Below are 14,821 nucleotides of genomic sequence, written 5' to 3' on the forward strand. Positions count from 1 at the left end.
AGGAGTCTCGTTCAGCATCCCCCTCACGCCGAGGGGTCTCGTTCGCACGGTCAGTCAGTCACATTCCGTCCGGACGAGCCCCCTCGGCGCGGCGGGCGGCCGGTCGCGACCCCTCGCCCCGCGCACCCCGGCTCGGCCCCGTCACCGGCGGTGCGCGACCCCCATGGCCTCCCACACCAGGGCGACCGCCACCGGCACCCGGCCCCGCGTCGTCGTCGTGTGCCGGTGCAGGTCGTGAGCGCAGATCCGGAGCTCCCGCCACCCCGCCGACTCCGTGGCCCGCAACCGCCTGATGTCCAGCACTCGCTGCTCCGCCCGGTCGTGGTGGGCACCCTCGTACTGCAGGCTGAGCCGGTGGCTCTCCAGGGCGAGGTCGGGCTGCGCCAGCAGCGTCCCGTCGGGCCCCAGCAGGGGATGGTCGAGCACCAGGCCCCGGATCCCGTGGTCCTCGAGCAGCAGCCGCAGCCGTGTCTCGCCGGGCGAGTCCGACCCCACCCGCATCCGCTCGACCGCGGCGCGGGCCGTGCGGATGCCACGCCGCCCGGCGTGCGCCCGCACCCCGGTCTCGAGCTCGTCCGGCCGGCACACCGCGGCCACGGCCCGGCGGATCCCGTGGCGGTGGGCGTCGACCAGTCCGTCGGCGAGCACCACTGCCTCCGTCACCGTGAGCTCGGCGCAGATGTCCAGGAACGTGCGCACCGGTGACGTGACGGCCACCCCGTGGACGCGGACCACCTCGTGCGGGCCGAGGCGTCCCCTCCGGCAGACGACGCCGGGCCGCCTCAGGGCCCTCGAGTCGTCGGCGCGCGTGAGCCACAGCTCCGAGGACCGCTGCCAGGGGTCAGGAACCCGCATCCGGTGGAGCAGCGCCGCGGAGCGGTGGCTGATCACCGTCCCCGGATACCGGCGGGTCAGTGCCCGTGCCGCTTCCAGCAGCGGAGCGGGACAGCCGGCGGGGACCCGCACTCCCCTGCCGACGGGACTGGTGAGGTCGGCGTCCCGGAGCCGGTGCTCCGCGACGCCCAGGGCGAGGGCCTCCTGACGTGAGAAGCCGATGCCACGGAGTTCGGGCGGCAGGGGCCCGGGGTGTCTCACGCCGAGAGCATGACCGCCGTGGACGGGCGGAGGAGGGCGCGAGCATACGGAGTGGCGCAGTCCTGCTCTCCCGGACCGTCATCGTGCCCCGGTGGAGTGCGGTTGCGCCGCCCGGCATTCTTCGGCCCCTCCAGGGCGAGGGGGCGGGTCCTGCACGTCGCCATCACCGAGGGGTCGCTGCCGGACCCTCCGCGACGCTGTTTCCCACCGAACGCGACCCCTCGCGCCCCGGGAGTGCCGAACGCGACCCCTCGCGCACGGTGGGAGGTCAGCCGGAGCAGCGCTCCTGCAGGCCTTTGACCTCCTGGACCACGCTGATGAAGGAGCGCTCGCCCTGCCGGAAGCCGGCGACGGCCTCACGGACCGAGGTGAGCTGCCCGGACAGCTCGTCCGGGGCGGTGGCCGCGAGCTCGTCGACGTCGGTGAACAGCCCGGCGGGATCGTCCCGCAGCTGCTGCGGCGCGGTGCGCACGGTCTCGAGCACGCGGGCGCACGTCTCCTGGACGGTGGCCGGCGAGGCCCCGCCGGAGGCCGTGGGGGCGCTCGCGGCGGCGGACGCCGTCGCATCCGGCCCGGTGCCGGCCGCACTGTCCCCGTCGGAGGAGGAGGACGAGCAGCCGGCGAGGGCCAGGAGCAGGACGGACGCCGTCGCCGCCGCGCGGATCGCCGCGGGACGGGGCGCACAGGCGGTGGGCACGGGGGTCTCCTGCGGGTCGGGGAAGATCGGGAACCGGGGCGCGCGGGCACGCCCCGGACAGCCGCCAGCCTACTAGCCTGGGCTCAGCGCCCTGCGGATCCCCGGAGGAGACCGCGCGACCGTCGGACAGGAGCCTGCCGTGACCTCGATCGGAGACCTCAGCGCCGTGCAGCTGCGGGACGCGCTCGCGCGCGGCGAGCTGGGCGCGGTGGAGACCGCCGAGCACTTCCTGGCCAGGATCGAGGCGCGCAATCCGGCGCTGGGGGCGTTCGTCCACGTCGCGGCGGACCTCGCCCTCGACCGGGCGCGCGCGCTCGACGCCCTGCCCGCCGGGGCCGCGCGCGGGGCGCTGCACGGCGTGCCGCTCGCGGTGAAGGACCTGCACGACGTCGCCGGGATGCCCACCGCCTACGGTTCCGCCGCCGTGGCCGGGCGGCGCGGCGGCGCGCCCGTGGCGGAGGCCGACGACGACCTCGCGGCCGTGCTCGGCGCGGCCGGGGCGGTGTGCCTGGGCAAGACCCAGGTGCCCGAGTTCGGCCTCAACTGCTACTCCGAAAACCTCGTGGCCCCGCCCGCCCGGAACCCGCACGACCCGTCGACGGGGGCCGGCGGCTCCTCGGGCGGCCAGGCGGCGGCCGTGGCGGCGGGGCTGCTCCCGGTGGCGCCGGGATCCGACGGCGGAGGGTCGGTGCGCATCCCGGCGGCGGTGTGCGGGCTGGTCGGGCTCAAGCCCAACCGCGGCCGGGTGCCCACCGCGGACGCGCAGTCGGACGCCGCCCAGCTCGTGGTGAACGGCCCTCTCGCCCGCACGGCCGAGGACGCGGCGCTGCTGCTCGACGTCCTGTGCGCCCCCGCGCCCGGCCCGGCGCACGGCAACGTGGTGCGCCGGGCAGTCCGCGCCGCCCCGCAGGGGTCCTTCCTAAACGGTGTGCGCGCGGCCCGGCGGGGCGACCTCCCGTGGGGGGACCGGCCGCTGCGGATCGGGGTGAGCACCGCCTCCCCGTTCGACGCCGTCCAGGACATCGAGGTCTCCCCGGAGGCCCGCGCCGCCCTCGACGCGGGCGTCGCCCTGCTGCGGGCCGCCGGTCACGAGGTCGAGGAGGCCGAGCTGTCCTACGACCCCGAGTACCCGGGGGCCTTCTTCGACGTGTGGACCACCTCGATGGGCACCGCCCCGCTGGACGACGAGCAGGCGGGGAGGCTCACCGGCCTCGCGGGGGCCTTCCGCGCCCGCGCCCTGCGCCGGTCGGCGGTCGAGCTGGCGCAGGCCGTGGGCGTCCTGCGCCGGATCGAGCAGGACGTGGTCCGGGCCTACGGCGCCTGGGACGTGGTCCTGACGCCCGCGCTCGCCATGACACCGCGGCCGCTGGGCTGGTACTGGGAGGGCTACGACCTCGCGGACCCCGCGGGCGCGGACCAGGACTACCGGCGCCAGTGCGGGTACACGCCGTGGACCTCGGTCGTGAACGTCGTGGGCCTGCCCGCCGTGACCGTCCCGACGCTGTGGACCCGCGCGGCGAGCCACGACGACGGGCCGGTCGTGCCCATGGGCGTCCAGCTCATCGGCCACCCGAGCGCGGAGGCGCAGCTGCTCGCCGTCGTCGCCCAGCTCGAGGACCAGGGCCGCCCCGGCCCCCGCGCCACCGCCTAGGAGTGGCCCAGGGCCTCCTCCTCCGAGTCGGGGTCGTCCGGATCGGTGGCCGCCTGGGGGTCCTCCTCCGGCTCGAAGCCGGTCGCGTTCTCGTCGGTGGTCAGCCCGATGCCCTGCTCGTTGTCCGGGACGGTGCCCTCCGGGCCCTTGCCCGAGCCCTCGGTCGTCCCGCCGGGTGCGTCGCTCATGGTGTCCCTGCCTCCTCGTTCGGTCCTGCCCTGTCTGGTGCCCTCATCCTGTCCCACCGGCCACGATTCCTCCACCCCCGCGCGGGCCTCCCGCGCGGCACGGAGCACGAAACCTGGCGACCCGATCGCGTGCCAGCCTCCGCGGGCCCGCCGCCCGGCGGTAGGTTGGGCGCCATGACCAATCGTGCGGGCACCGTCGCCCAACCCAGTGACCTCGTCGACCTCGGCAAGCTCCTCGACGCCTACACCGACGTCGTGCCCGACCCCTCGGACCCGGACCAGCGCGTGGCGTTCGGCACGTCCGGGCACCGCGGCTCGTCCCTCAAGGCCTCGTTCAACGAGCAGCACATTGCGGCGATCACGCAGGCCATCGTGGAGTACCGCGCCGGCCAGCGGATCACGGGCCCGCTGTTCATGGGCAAGGACACCCACGCCCTGTCCGGGCCCGCGCAGGACACCGCGCTCGAGGTGCTGGCCGCCAACGAGGTCACCGTCCTGCTGGACTCCCGGGACGGCTACGTGCCCACCCCGGCGCTGTCCCACGCGATCCTGACCCACAACGCGGGCCGGGCGGAGGCGGTGGCCGACGGCATCGTCATCACCCCCTCGCACAACCCGCCCGGTGACGGCGGCTTCAAGTACAACCCGCCCAACGGCGGCCCCGCGGACTCCGACGCCACCGAGTGGATCGCCCAGCGGGCCAACCACTTCCTCGAGAACGGCATGTCCGGGGTCCGCCGGGTCTCCCTGGAGCGGGCGCGGGCGGCGGAGACCACGGGCGCCTACGACTTCCTCGAGGAGTACGTGCGGACGCTGCCGGAGGTCGTCGACCTCGACGTGGTCCGGGACTCCGGCCTGCACATCGGCGCGGACCCCATGGGCTCGGCCTCCGTGGCCTACTGGGGCGAGATCGCCCAGCGCTTCGGGCTGAACATGACCGTGGTGAACCCGCAGGTGGACCCGCAGTGGGCGTTCATGACCCTCGACTGGGACGAGAAGATCCGGATGGACTGCTCCTCCCCGAACGCCATGGCCTCCCTCATCGGCAACCGGGACAAGTACGACATCGCCACCGGCAACGACGCCGACACCGACCGCCACGGCATCGTGACCCCGGACGCGGGGCTGATGAACCCGAACCACTACCTGGCGGTGGCGATCGACTACCTCTTCCGCGAGCGCACCGGCTGGTCCCCGGACGCCGGGGTCGGCAAGACCCTGGTGTCCTCCTCGATCATCGACCGGGTGGCGGCCTCGCTGGGCCGCGAGCTCGTGGAGGTGCCGGTGGGCTTCAAGTGGTTCGTGCCCGGCCTGATGGACGGCTCGATCGGCTTCGGCGGCGAGGAGTCCGCGGGCGCGTCCTTCCTGCGCCGGGACGGCTCCGTGTGGTCCACCGACAAGGACGGGATCATCCTGGCCCTGCTGGCCTCGGAGATCACGGCCCGCACCGGCAAGACCCCGTCCCAGCGCTACACGGAGCTCACCGAGGAGTTCGGCGCCCCGATCTACCAGCGCATCGACGCCCCGGCGAGCCGGGAGCAGAAGGCCGCCCTGAAGAAGCTCTCCCCGGCCCAGGTCGAGGCGGACACCCTGGCCGGCGAGCAGATCACGGCGAAGCTCACGAACGCCCCCGGCAATGGCGCGGCGATCGGCGGGCTGAAGGTCACCACGAAGAACGCGTGGTTCGCGGCCCGGCCGTCCGGCACGGAGGACGTCTACAAGATCTACGCGGAGTCGTTCCTCGGCGAGGAGCACCTGCAGCAGGTCCAGCGGGAGGCCAAGGCGCTGGTGGACGGCGTCATCTCCTGACGGGCCCCGGAGGCGGTCCGGGCCGGTCCCGGGGCCGGACCCAGACCGCCTCCGCGGCGAGGACGTCCACCTCGACGACGTCCCCGTCCAGCACCACGGGCACCGCGCGAAACCGGTGCTCGCCGAGCACGAGCTCGGTGCCCGGCCGGATGCCGGCGGTTCCGAGCCGGCGCAGCACGGCCGGATCCGCGTCCGAGACCCGGGCCACCACCACGGGACTGCCCGGGGCGACGTCGGCGAGGAGCACGGCCGGGGCGGACGGCACGGTGCCGTCCCGCCGCGGGATCGGGTCGCCGTGCGGGTCCCGCTCCGGATGGCCCAGGAGGGCGTCCAGCCGGGCGACGAACTTCTCGCTCACCGCGTGCTCGAGGACCTCGGCCTCCTCGTGCACCTCGTCCCAGGAGTAGCCCAGGTGGCCGGTGAGGAACGCCTCGAGGATCCGGTGGCGCCGCACCATCTGGACGGCGACGTCCCGGCCGCGGTCGGTGAGGACGATCCCGCCGTGGGCGGGCCGGCTCAGCAGCCCCTGCGCGGTGAGCTTCTTGACGGCCTCCGAGACGGTGGACGGGGACAGGCCCAGCCGCTGGGCCAGCCCGGTGGTGGTCACGGCGTCCGAGGACCACTCCTGGGCCAGCCAGACCGTCTTCAGGCAGTCCTGGACGGACCGGTTCACTTCTTCCGCGCGCACTCCCCCAGGCTAGCGACCCGCAGACGGCGCCGCCCGGCGCCGACCCCGGGCGGGCGGACCGGGGCGCATTGTGCACCCTGCGAGCCCCCGGCACGAGGAGAACCCGCCCGGACGCCCCGTGTTGCGAAGTGTGACGGATCCCGGGACCTTCCGGGGGCAGGAGCCTAGCCTGGCAGGAGTGCCCGAGCGGCGACGACGCCGCCCCGACCCGACGGAAGGAACCCCCATGTCGCTCCACCTGCTCGAGATCGTTCCCGCCTCCGCGTCCAAGGACGCCGTGACCCAGCTCATCGCCACGGTCTCCGAGGCCGTCTCCGCGGCGGGCGCCGAGTTCATCGAGTCCCAGGTCACGGCAGACCACGGACGGGTGTTCGTGATCGTGGAGGCCGACAGCGCCGAGGGCCTCGCCCAGACCGTGCGCACCGCCGCCGGGGACGCCGCCGCGGAGGTCACCGGCCCCGACGCCGTCCGCCTCGTGGGCGCCGAGCTCGACGACATCAAGAAGCTCAAGGGCGACGCGCAGTACCTGGTGGAGTGGGACATCCCCGCCGAGATCACCATGGAGCAGTACCTGGCGCGCAAGAAGGCCAACTCCCCGAAGTACGCCGAGGTCCCCGAGGTCTCCTTCCTGCGCACCTACGTGCGCGAGGACACCGCCAAGTGCCTGTGCTTCTACAACGCCCCCGACGAGGCGGCCGTGGAGCGGGCCCGCCAGGCCGTGGGCACCCCGTTCGACCGGCTGTTCAAGCTCAACGTCTGACGGGCCGCAGCACACGACGACACGGCGGTCCCCGCGAGCCGGGGGCCGCCGTGGTGCTTCGACGCCCGGGCCCGCCCGCCGAGCGGACGAGCCCCGCCCCGCACTCCCCGGCAGAACGGAAGACCATGACCCAGTCCACGCGCTCCCCGTCCACGGCCGGCGGGCCGGACCCCGAGAGCCGGCCCCTGCTCGCGCCGCTCGTCGACTACCCCGAGCACGAGTTCGTCCGCCGCACCGCCGCGGCGCGGGCCCGCGACGTCGACACGGCCGCCGCCTCCCCGCTGGGGACCCTGCGCGAGCTGGGCGCCCGGGGGCTCCTGGACCTCGGCCTGACCGGGTCGCTGGCCCCGCAGGCGGCCGTCGTGTTCGACCTCGCCACCGAGTGCACCGCCACGGCGTTCTCCCTGTGGGCCCACCGGGCGACCGTCGAGTACCTCGCCGCCACCGGGACGGAGATCCCCGCGGACGTGCGCTCCGGGGCCGTGCCCGGCTGCTCGGCGATGGCGCCGGCCTTCAAGGACGCCGCCGGCATCGGCGAGATCCCCGTGACGCTGACCGCCGGCGCGGCGGGACCGGTCCTCGACGGCACCGTGCCGTGGGCCTCCAACCTGTACCCCGAGGGCGTCGTGGTCCTGCCCGCCGTCCGGGAGGACGGCACCCGCGTGGTGGTCCGGACCCGGGTCTCGGCACCGGGGGTGACGGTGCGCCTGCTCGAGAACCTGATGGCGCTCAACGCGACGGCCTCGGGCGTTCTCGTCCTCGAGGGCGTGGCCGTCGACCCCGCCGAGGACCTGCTGAGCGAGGACGTCCCGTCCTTCCTCGCCGCCGTCCGCGGCCCGTTCCTGCTGCTGCAGACCGCCTTCTGCCTCGGCCTCTCGGCCGCCGCGCTGACCGCCGCGCACGAGGCCCTGCAGGGCGTCGCCGAGGTGTTCCGGGAGGAGCTCGAGGAGGCGACCGCCGAGTACCGCCGCCTGCGCGCCGACCTCCTGCGTCTGGCGGAGGCGCCCCGGGAGACCGCCCCCCGGGAGCTGTTCTCCCTCAGGCTGGACGCCGCGCTGCTCACGGGCCGGGCGACCCGGATCGAGGGGAAGGTCGTGGGCGGGCGCGGCTACGCCATGTCCTCCCCCACCGCCCGCCGGGCCCGCGAGGCCGCGTTCCTGCCCGTGCAGTCCCCCACGGAAGGTCACCTGCGGTGGGTGCTGCAGAACCTGGCCTGAGCCCGGCCGCGCCGGCGCTCACCGTCCGCGGGCTGCGCAAGAGCTACCCGGGGGCCTCCGCGCCCGCCCTCGACGGGGTGGACCTGACCCTGCGCAGCGGCGAGACGTTCGCGGTGCTGGGCCCCAGCGGGTCCGGGAAGTCCACGCTGCTGCGGGCGATCGCGGGGCTCGAGCCCCTGGACGGGGGCAGCATCGAGTTCGGCTGCGCCGATGAGCGCTTCGCCGTCGTCTTCCAGGACCCCGGGCTGTTCCCCTGGCTGTCGGTGCGCCAGAACATCGCCCTCGGCGGGCGATACCGGCGCAACCGGGACCGCTTCGAGGACGCCCGCGTGGACGACCTGCTCGAGATCCTCGGCCTGGTCCCGCTCGCGCACACCCCCGTCCAGGAGCTCTCCGGCGGGCAGGCCCAGCGGGTGTCGGTGGGCCGCGCGCTCGCGGTGCGCCCCGACGTGCTGCTGCTCGACGAGCCGTTCAGCGCCCTGGACCCGGCGACCCGCAAGGACCTCCAGCTGTGGCTGCGCGGGCTCGCGACCGAGCTGGACCTGACGGTCTTCCTCGTGACCCACGACGTCGACGAGGCGATCACCCTCGGCGACCGGATCGGCTTCTTCGCCGGTCCGCGCGGCTTCCGCCGGCAGTGGGTCCCGGCGCAGGACGGCACGACGGCCGAGCAGATCCTCGCCCACTACCGCGGGGCCGACGACGGCTCCGGGAACTGGGTCATATGAGCGCCGGCGGGCCGAGCCGGCGGGTCCTGCTGCGGGCCGGGGCGGGGGCCGCGGCCCTCACCGGGCTCGGCTGGGGCGCGGGCTCCCTCTACGCGGACAGCCAGCAGGAGGCGCGCGGCGCGGCCGACCCGGAGCGCCCGGTGCGGATCGGGTACCTCCCGATCACGGACGCCTCCCCCCTGCTGGTCGCCCACGCCAACGGGTACTACGAGGACGCCGCCGTCCCGGTGGCCGACCCCGTGCTCTTCCGCAGCTGGTCCTCGCTGTCCGAGGCGTTCGTGGCGGGCAAGGTGGACGCGATCCACCTGCTGATGCCCATGGCCCTGTACATGCGCTACGGGCTGCGGGCCGACGTGCGGATCACCGCGTGGAACCACACCAACGGCTCCGCCCTGACGGTCCGCCCGGACGTGGCGGAGATCGCCGACCTGGCCGGGGAGTCCGTGGCGATCCCGGCGTGGTGGTCCGTGCACAACGTGGTGGTCCAGAAGCTGCTGCGGGCCGCAGGCCTGACCCCGGTGATGCGCGAGAACCCGTCCCGGGAGCGGCGCACGGTGGCCCTGCTGCCCATGGCGCCCTCGGACATGCTCCCCGCGCTGAACAACGGCGTGATCGGCGGGTACGTGGTGGCCGACCCGTTCAACGCCGCCGCGGAGGCGCGGCAGGTGGGGCACATCCACCGGTTCCTCGGCGACGTGTGGCGGGACCACGCGTGCTGCGTGACCATGATGCGCGGCGAGCTCCTCCGCGACCGTCCCGCGCACGCCGCGGGGTTCATGGACGCCCTCGTCCGGGCCCAGGCCTGGGCCCGGCAGAACCGCCCCGAGACCGCGGCGCTGCTGGCCGCCGGCTACCTCCCCCAGCCCCGGCCCGTGATCGAGCAGGCCCTGACCTACTCCGCCGCCGCGCACGGGGACGCCCTGCACCACCCGGACTGGCACGGCGAGCGCCTGGACTTCCGGCCCTACCCGTACGCGAGCTTCACCGAGGAGCTGGTCCGCGCCATGCAGGACACCGTCGTCGACGCCCCGGCGGGGTTCCTCGACGGACTGGACCCGGCGCTCGTGCACCGCGAGCTCGTCGACGACACGCTCGTGACCCGCAGCATCGAGAAGGCCGGCGGCCTCGCCGCCTTCGGCATGACCGGCACCACCCGGACCGAGGAGATCAGCGCATGAGCGCGCCGCACCCCGCCCCGCACGACACCCCGGCGTCCCCCACCGACCTCGACGACGCCGCCCGCGGCGCTCCGGCCGGGACCGGCCCGGCGGGCCCCGCCCCGGCGCGGACGCCCCGGCGCACCGGGTCCCGCTGGACCGGCCCGGCCTGGGGGGCCTTCGGGGTGCTGGTCACGATCGCCGTGTGGTGGGCGTTCACGCACGCCGCGGCCGGGGCGAACACCATGATCGCCTCCTTCCAGCCCGAGCGCATGCCCGGTGCGGTGGCCTCGCTGGCCGAGCGGGGGGTGGTGGTCCAGGACGGCCTGACCAGCCTGTGGCGCCTGCTGTGCGGGCTGGCCGTGGCCACGGGCCTGGGCGTGCCGCTGGGCCTGCTCATCGGCTCCTACCGCCGCTTCCGGTGGACCAGCGCCCCGGTGGTGCAGTTCCTGCGCATGGTCTCCCCGCTGTCCTGGGCGCCGGTGGCCGTGGCGCTGCTGGGGGTGGGCAACGCCCCCGTCGTCTTCCTCGTGGCCGCCGCCGCGGTCTGGCCGATCACCATGAACACGGCCGCCGGCGTCAAGGCCCTGGACCCGCTGCACCTGCGGGTCGCCGAGACGCTCGGGGCCACCCCGGTCGAGCGGCTGCGCACCGTGGTGCTGCCCAGCATCCGGCCGTTCGTCATGACCGGGGTGCGGCTGGCCCTGGGGATCTCGTGGGTGGTCATCGTGCCGGCCGAGATGCTCGGGGTCAGCAGCGGCCTGGGCTACGAGATCCTCAACGCCCGGGACCGGCTGGCCTACGACGAGATGCTCGTGGTGATCCTCGTCATCGGCCTGCTGGGCATGGCGCTGGACCAGCTCGCCCAGTGGCTGCTGCGCGAGCCGGGACCGCGCCGCTGAGCCTCAGCGGGCCCGGAACCGGGCCCGCTTGTGCGAGCCGTCGCAGAACGGCTTGATGGACGACGCCCCGCAGCGGCACAGCGCCACGGTGGCGCGCCCGGGGTCGATGGGCCGGTCGTCGCCGTCCAGCAGCTCGTAGCCCCCGCGCACCAGCAGCGGGCCGTCGGGGCACACGGTGATCGTCGCCGCCGCGCCGGACCCGGCAGCAGCGGCCGGTCCGGGGTCGGGCACCGGCGCAGACTCGGGCACGGGCTCGGCGGCCGGGGCGGGGCCCGGGACCGCCCGGACGTCCTCGGGGCGGTGCGCCGCGCTCACCGGACGAGCTCCGCGGCGCCGCGCCGGGACGGCTCCGCCGCGGCCGGGCGCAGCGCGGACTCCCCCGCCTCCCACCGCGCGAGCGCGTGGCGGGCGGCGAGCGCGTCCAGGTGCAGGACGCAGCGCGCGCCGAAGAAGACGTCCGCCGCGACGGCGGGCTCGTCGACCACGAGGCCGCCGGCCATGTCCCGGGCCGCGATCTGCTCGTGGGCGGCGTCGGCCTCGACGTGCTCGTCGTAGAACGCCGCCGCGGCGGGCAGTCCCAGGCGGTGGAAGCCGCGCGCCAGGAACTTGGAGGGCACCGACGACGTCATCTCGTACATCGCCAGGTGCCCCACCACCGCGCCGCGCAGCCGGCGGTGCAGACCGAACATCGTGACGGTGTTGACCCCGGCGAGCCACTCGGCGGGCACCCGGTCCACGGCGCTGCCGTAGGAGTCGTCGAGGCCGGCCTCGCGCATCCCGGCCGCGAACAGGGCCGAGTGCATGCGCGCGGCGTCGCCGCCGCCGTACTCGTCGACCTGGATCTCGATCAGTCCGGCCTTCGCCCGGCCGCTCAGCCGGGGGATGCCCCAGGTGTGCGGGTCGCCCTCCATGAGCTGGTAGACGGACTTCAGCTGCAGGAACTCCCGGGCCTGCTCGGCGTCCGCCCGGCCGGAGAGGTGGCGCGCGAGGCTCGGCCCGTCGTCGTCGGCGGCGATGGCGAACAGGGCGTCGGCGACCGCCTGCGGCGTGCCGGGCACGGTGTCGGCGGGCAGCTCCGCGCGCAGCTCGACCTCGAGCGCGCCGGAGAGGACCTCCCGCGCGCGCAGCAGCTCGGGGTCGCTCTCCCAGCGGTCGTCGACCCCGTCGACGCCCTGGTAGTGCAGGGCGTGCAGGACGAACAGGCTGAGCTGGACGTCGTCGTCGGCGAGCACGCCGTCCGCGCGGGACACGGCGGCGCGGGCGGCCGCCGGCAGCGCCCCGGCCCGGGCCTCGGCCCCGGGGGTGCCGGGCTCCTCCCGGAGCACCGCGAGGAGGTCCTCGCCGAGCGGCCCTCGTGGCTGTGGCTGACGCATGTGTCGACTCCTGTCCGGACGCGGGGGGTGATCGCCCACCATCATAGTTTCCATCACCGTGCTGATCATATGGACGGCCTCCGACAGCGCCGGGTCCGGCCCCCCGCTCCGCCCGGCGGAGCACCGAGTACAGTGGTGGAGGCCCGGATCCGGGCTCCCACCCCGCCGTCGAGGAGACCCGCATGAGTTCCCCCGTGCCCGGACGCACCATCGCCACCCGCCTCGGCCTGGGCTGGCGCCTCCACGGCGACGGCCGCACCGTCACTGCCGGGGAGGTCGTCAGGCCGCGCGAGCGGCTCACCTGGCCCCGGACGGTCACCATCGGCGCGCAGCACGTGGTCGCCATGTTCGGCGCCACGTTCCTGGTGCCGCTGATCACGGGCTTCCCGCCGTCCACCACGCTGTTCTTCTCCGGCGTGGGCACGATCCTGTTCCTGGTGGTCACCGCCGGCCGGGTCCCCTCCTACCTCGGCTCGTCCTTCGCCTTCATCGCCCCCATCACCGCCTCGATGAACCAGTACGGTCCCGGCGGCGCGCTGGGCGGGGTCCTCATGGCCGGCGCGGCGCTGTTCCTCATCGGCCTGGTGGTGCAGTTCGCGGGCACCGCCTGGCTCCAGAAGCTCATGCCGCCGCTGGTCACGGGCACCATCGTGGCGCTCATCGGGTTCAACCTGGCGCCGTCCGCGAAGGACAACTTCATGGAGGCCCCCGTCACCGCACTGGTGACGCTGTCCTCCATCATCCTCGTCTCGGTGCTCTTCCGCGGCCTGCCCGGGCGCCTGTCGATCCTGCTGGGCGTGGCCATCGGGTACGTCACCGCGGTGCTGCGCGACGAGGTGGACTTCAGCCGGATCGACACCGCCTGGCAGCAGCAGGGCCTCTTCGGGCTGCCCCCGTTCCAGACCCCCGAGTTCCACCTGCCCCTGATGGGCCTGTTCGTCCCCGTCATCCTCGTGCTGGTCGCCGAGAACATCGGGCACGTGAAGTCCGTGGCGCTCATGACCGGCGACGACCTCGACCCGTACATGGGGCGGGCGATCATGTCCGACGGGCTCGCCACCATGATCGCCGGCTCGGGCGGCGGCTCGGGCACCACGACCTACGCCGAGAACATCGGCGTCATGGCGGCCACGCGCGTCTACTCGACGGCGGCCTACTGGGTCGCCGCCGTGGTGGCGATCCTGCTGAGCGTCTTCCCGGTCTTCGGCGCCGCGGTGGCCACGGTCCCCGCAGGGGTCCTGGGCGGCGCCGCCACGGTGCTGTACGGGATGATCGGCATGCTCGGCGTGCGGATCTGGGTGCAGAACCGCGTGGACTTCTCGAACCCGGTCAACCTCACCACCGCCGCGGTGGCCATGATCATCGGGATCGCCGACTACACGTGGGAGGCCTCCGGGCTGCAGTTCGCGGGCATCGCCCTCGGCACGGCGGCCACGCTCGTGGTCTACCACCTCATGTCGTTCCTGGCCCGCGTGCGGGGGACGGTGGGCAGCGACCCGCTCGCCCCCGACACCACGCGGCTGCCCTCCCCCCTGGGCTGAGCTGCGCCGGACACCCCTCTACTCGTCGGTAGACGAAATGTGCCGGTGAGGGGCCGCCTTTCTTGGTGACCCAGGTCTCCTTTCCCCTAGCGTGGAGTGCGGGAGGGCCGAGCAGCCGGCCGCGCACCACGAGCTGCAGGGGAGAGACCATGCACCACAAACCGTCCGTTCTCGTCCAGGTCGACCTCGACGGCCGGCACATCCGGCTCGTCGTCAGCGGGTGCGTCACCGAGCTCAACCACCGGGCCCTGTGCCCCCTCGTCCGCCGTGCCCGCACCCTCGCCCCGGACATCGCCGTGGTCCTGGACCTCACCACCGCCCACCACGTCGAACCGGTCGCCGTGGACCTGCTGCGCTGGGCCGCGGAGCACGAGGACGCGGTGCGCGGCACGCCCGCCGTCGACTTCGTCCTCCCCGCCGAGCTCCCCGGCCACGGCACCGTGACCCGGCTCGCCGGGTGGGCGAACGCCCGGCGCCGCCCCGGGGCCCCCGAGCCCGCGCGCCGGGGGGCACGGAGCGGAGCCGCCCCGCGGTCCCGCCTCGCGGGCTGAACCGGCCCGTACCGTCCCACCAGAGGGAGGACACCCCGTGAGCACGATCAGCCGCGCCCTGATGGCGCACCCCGCCGCCCCCGAGCTCGCGCGCGAGGAGCGGGCGGCGGAGGTCCGGTGCATCGAGGCGTGCCTCGAGGCCGCCCAGATCTGCCGGATCGGCGCCGACGCCTGCGTGGAGGAGGACGCCGTCGCGGACCTCCGCGACTGCCTGCGCGCCGAGCAGGACTGCGCGGTGATCGGCTCGGCAACCGCCCAGGTGCTGGCCCGCCTCGGCTTCCCGGAGCCCGGGGACGGCCGGGCCGTGCTGGTGCCGCTGCTCGAGGCGTGCGGGGCCGCGGCCCGGGCGTGCCGGGACGCGTGCCGGCGGCACGCCGAGGTCTACGAGCACTGCGCCCTCGTGGCCGAGGCGTGCGAGCGGTGCGACGAGGCCTGCGCGGACCTGCTGAGCCGGAGGAGCTGAC

Annotated in this window: 16 protein-coding genes; 10 read left to right on the forward strand and 6 right to left on the reverse strand. The window is 75.0% G+C overall.

The window, feature by feature from the left end:
• Window positions 1–141: 141 nt before the first annotated feature.
• Both EQG70_RS14475 and EQG70_RS14480 read right to left on the reverse strand, forming a co-directional pair.
• Window positions 142–1,095 (reverse strand): hypothetical protein, encoded by a 954-nt coding sequence (locus tag EQG70_RS14475; RefSeq protein ID WP_138976484.1) that lies wholly within the window; start codon window positions 1,093–1,095, stop codon window positions 142–144.
• 268 nt (window positions 1,096–1,363) lie between these two features.
• Window positions 1,364–1,792, reverse strand: a complete 429-nt coding sequence (locus EQG70_RS14480; RefSeq protein WP_109268628.1) for a hypothetical protein — start codon at window positions 1,790–1,792, stop codon at window positions 1,364–1,366.
• Window positions 1,793–1,931: 139 nt separating this feature from the next.
• On the opposite strand from EQG70_RS14480, the gene EQG70_RS14485 reads away from it, so the two are divergent.
• Entirely contained in the window at window positions 1,932–3,443 is a 1,512-nt protein-coding gene (locus tag EQG70_RS14485; RefSeq protein ID WP_109268627.1) for an amidase, read from the forward strand.
• Here EQG70_RS14485 and EQG70_RS14490 read toward each other — a convergent pair.
• Window positions 3,440–3,631: a hypothetical protein gene (locus tag EQG70_RS14490; RefSeq protein ID WP_109268626.1), complete on the reverse strand. Its 192-nt coding sequence runs from the start codon at window positions 3,629–3,631 to the stop codon at window positions 3,440–3,442. The two genes, EQG70_RS14485 and EQG70_RS14490, sit on opposite strands and share 4 nt — an antisense overlap.
• Window positions 3,632–3,805: 174 nt before the next feature.
• Between EQG70_RS14490 and pgm the strand changes: the two genes are divergently transcribed.
• Window positions 3,806–5,440, forward strand: a complete 1,635-nt coding sequence (gene pgm, locus EQG70_RS14495) for a phosphoglucomutase (alpha-D-glucose-1,6-bisphosphate-dependent) (protein ID WP_109268625.1) — start codon at window positions 3,806–3,808, stop codon at window positions 5,438–5,440.
• Here the strand turns inward: pgm and EQG70_RS14500 are convergent.
• Entirely contained in the window at window positions 5,430–6,128 is a 699-nt protein-coding gene (locus EQG70_RS14500) for a metal-dependent transcriptional regulator (protein WP_052132863.1), read from the reverse strand. The genes pgm and EQG70_RS14500 overlap by 11 nt on opposite strands.
• Window positions 6,129–6,354: 226 nt before the next feature.
• Between EQG70_RS14500 and EQG70_RS14505 the strand changes: the two genes are divergently transcribed.
• The 5 genes from EQG70_RS14505 to EQG70_RS14525 all read left to right on the forward strand — a co-directional run bounded on the left by EQG70_RS14505 (window position 6,355) and on the right by EQG70_RS14525 (window position 10,892).
• Entirely contained in the window at window positions 6,355–6,888 is a 534-nt protein-coding gene (locus tag EQG70_RS14505; RefSeq protein ID WP_017832068.1) for a DUF4242 domain-containing protein, read from the forward strand.
• Between the two features lie 125 nt (window positions 6,889–7,013).
• Window positions 7,014–8,105: an acyl-CoA dehydrogenase family protein gene (locus tag EQG70_RS14510; protein ID WP_109268624.1), complete on the forward strand. Its 1,092-nt coding sequence runs from the start codon at window positions 7,014–7,016 to the stop codon at window positions 8,103–8,105.
• Window positions 8,081–8,833, forward strand: coding sequence for an ABC transporter ATP-binding protein (locus EQG70_RS14515; protein WP_241975670.1), 753 nt, complete (start codon window positions 8,081–8,083; stop codon window positions 8,831–8,833). Before EQG70_RS14510 ends, EQG70_RS14515 begins: the two co-directional genes overlap by 25 nt.
• Window positions 8,830–10,011 carry an ABC transporter substrate-binding protein gene (locus tag EQG70_RS14520; RefSeq protein WP_109268623.1) on the forward strand — a complete coding sequence of 394 codons (1,182 nt, stop codon included), beginning with the start codon at window positions 8,830–8,832 and terminating at the stop codon, window positions 10,009–10,011. The genes EQG70_RS14515 and EQG70_RS14520 overlap by 4 nt, the downstream gene beginning before the upstream one ends.
• Window positions 10,008–10,892: an ABC transporter permease gene (locus tag EQG70_RS14525; RefSeq protein WP_081994338.1), complete on the forward strand. Its 885-nt coding sequence runs from the start codon at window positions 10,008–10,010 to the stop codon at window positions 10,890–10,892. The genes EQG70_RS14520 and EQG70_RS14525 overlap by 4 nt, the downstream gene beginning before the upstream one ends.
• A 3-nt stretch (window positions 10,893–10,895) precedes the next feature.
• Here EQG70_RS14525 and EQG70_RS18855 read toward each other — a convergent pair whose 3' ends face one another.
• Entirely contained in the window at window positions 10,896–11,207 is a 312-nt protein-coding gene (locus EQG70_RS18855) for a CDGSH iron-sulfur domain-containing protein (protein ID WP_109222238.1), read from the reverse strand.
• Window positions 11,204–12,265 (reverse strand): iron-containing redox enzyme family protein, encoded by a 1,062-nt coding sequence (locus EQG70_RS14535; RefSeq protein ID WP_167508913.1) that lies wholly within the window; start codon window positions 12,263–12,265, stop codon window positions 11,204–11,206. The genes EQG70_RS18855 and EQG70_RS14535 overlap by 4 nt, the downstream gene beginning before the upstream one ends.
• 182 nt (window positions 12,266–12,447) lie before the next feature.
• Between EQG70_RS14535 and EQG70_RS14540 the strand changes: the two genes are divergently transcribed.
• The 3 genes from EQG70_RS14540 to EQG70_RS14550 all read left to right on the forward strand — a co-directional run bounded on the left by EQG70_RS14540 (window position 12,448) and on the right by EQG70_RS14550 (window position 14,820).
• Window positions 12,448–13,806, forward strand: a complete 1,359-nt coding sequence (locus EQG70_RS14540; RefSeq protein ID WP_017832075.1) for a uracil-xanthine permease family protein — start codon at window positions 12,448–12,450, stop codon at window positions 13,804–13,806.
• Between the two features lie 149 nt (window positions 13,807–13,955).
• Window positions 13,956–14,357 carry a hypothetical protein gene (locus tag EQG70_RS14545; protein WP_109268622.1) on the forward strand — a complete coding sequence of 134 codons (402 nt, stop codon included), beginning with the start codon at window positions 13,956–13,958 and terminating at the stop codon, window positions 14,355–14,357.
• A gap of 37 nt (window positions 14,358–14,394) precedes the next feature.
• Complete coding sequence (locus tag EQG70_RS14550) at window positions 14,395–14,820, forward strand: four-helix bundle copper-binding protein (protein WP_017832077.1); 426 nt, start codon at window positions 14,395–14,397, stop codon at window positions 14,818–14,820.
• Window position 14,821 lies beyond the last annotated feature (1 nt).

It is taken from the genome of Kocuria rosea (assembly GCF_006094695.1).
Taxonomy (GTDB): domain Bacteria; phylum Actinomycetota; class Actinomycetes; order Actinomycetales; family Micrococcaceae; genus Kocuria; species Kocuria rosea.

Excerpts from the sequence above, each read along its gene's own strand:
- EQG70_RS14510 (WP_109268624.1), top strand. The coding sequence starts at position 7,014 with ATGACCCAGTCCACGCGCTCCCCGTCCACGGCCGGCGGGCCGGACCCC.
- EQG70_RS14505 (WP_017832068.1), top strand. The coding sequence starts at position 6,355 with ATGTCGCTCCACCTGCTCGAGATCGTTCCCGCCTCCGCGTCCAAGGAC.
- EQG70_RS14520 (WP_109268623.1), top strand. The coding sequence starts at position 8,830 with ATGAGCGCCGGCGGGCCGAGCCGGCGGGTCCTGCTGCGGGCCGGGGCG.
- EQG70_RS14490 (WP_109268626.1), bottom strand. The coding sequence starts at position 3,631 with ATGAGCGACGCACCCGGCGGGACGACCGAGGGCTCGGGCAAGGGCCCG.
- pgm (WP_109268625.1), top strand. The coding sequence starts at position 3,806 with ATGACCAATCGTGCGGGCACCGTCGCCCAACCCAGTGACCTCGTCGAC.
- EQG70_RS14525 (WP_081994338.1), top strand. The coding sequence starts at position 10,008 with ATGAGCGCGCCGCACCCCGCCCCGCACGACACCCCGGCGTCCCCCACC.
- EQG70_RS14545 (WP_109268622.1), top strand. The coding sequence starts at position 13,956 with ATGCACCACAAACCGTCCGTTCTCGTCCAGGTCGACCTCGACGGCCGG.
- EQG70_RS14540 (WP_017832075.1), top strand. The coding sequence starts at position 12,448 with ATGAGTTCCCCCGTGCCCGGACGCACCATCGCCACCCGCCTCGGCCTG.
- EQG70_RS14535 (WP_167508913.1), bottom strand. The coding sequence starts at position 12,265 with ATGCGTCAGCCACAGCCACGAGGGCCGCTCGGCGAGGACCTCCTCGCG.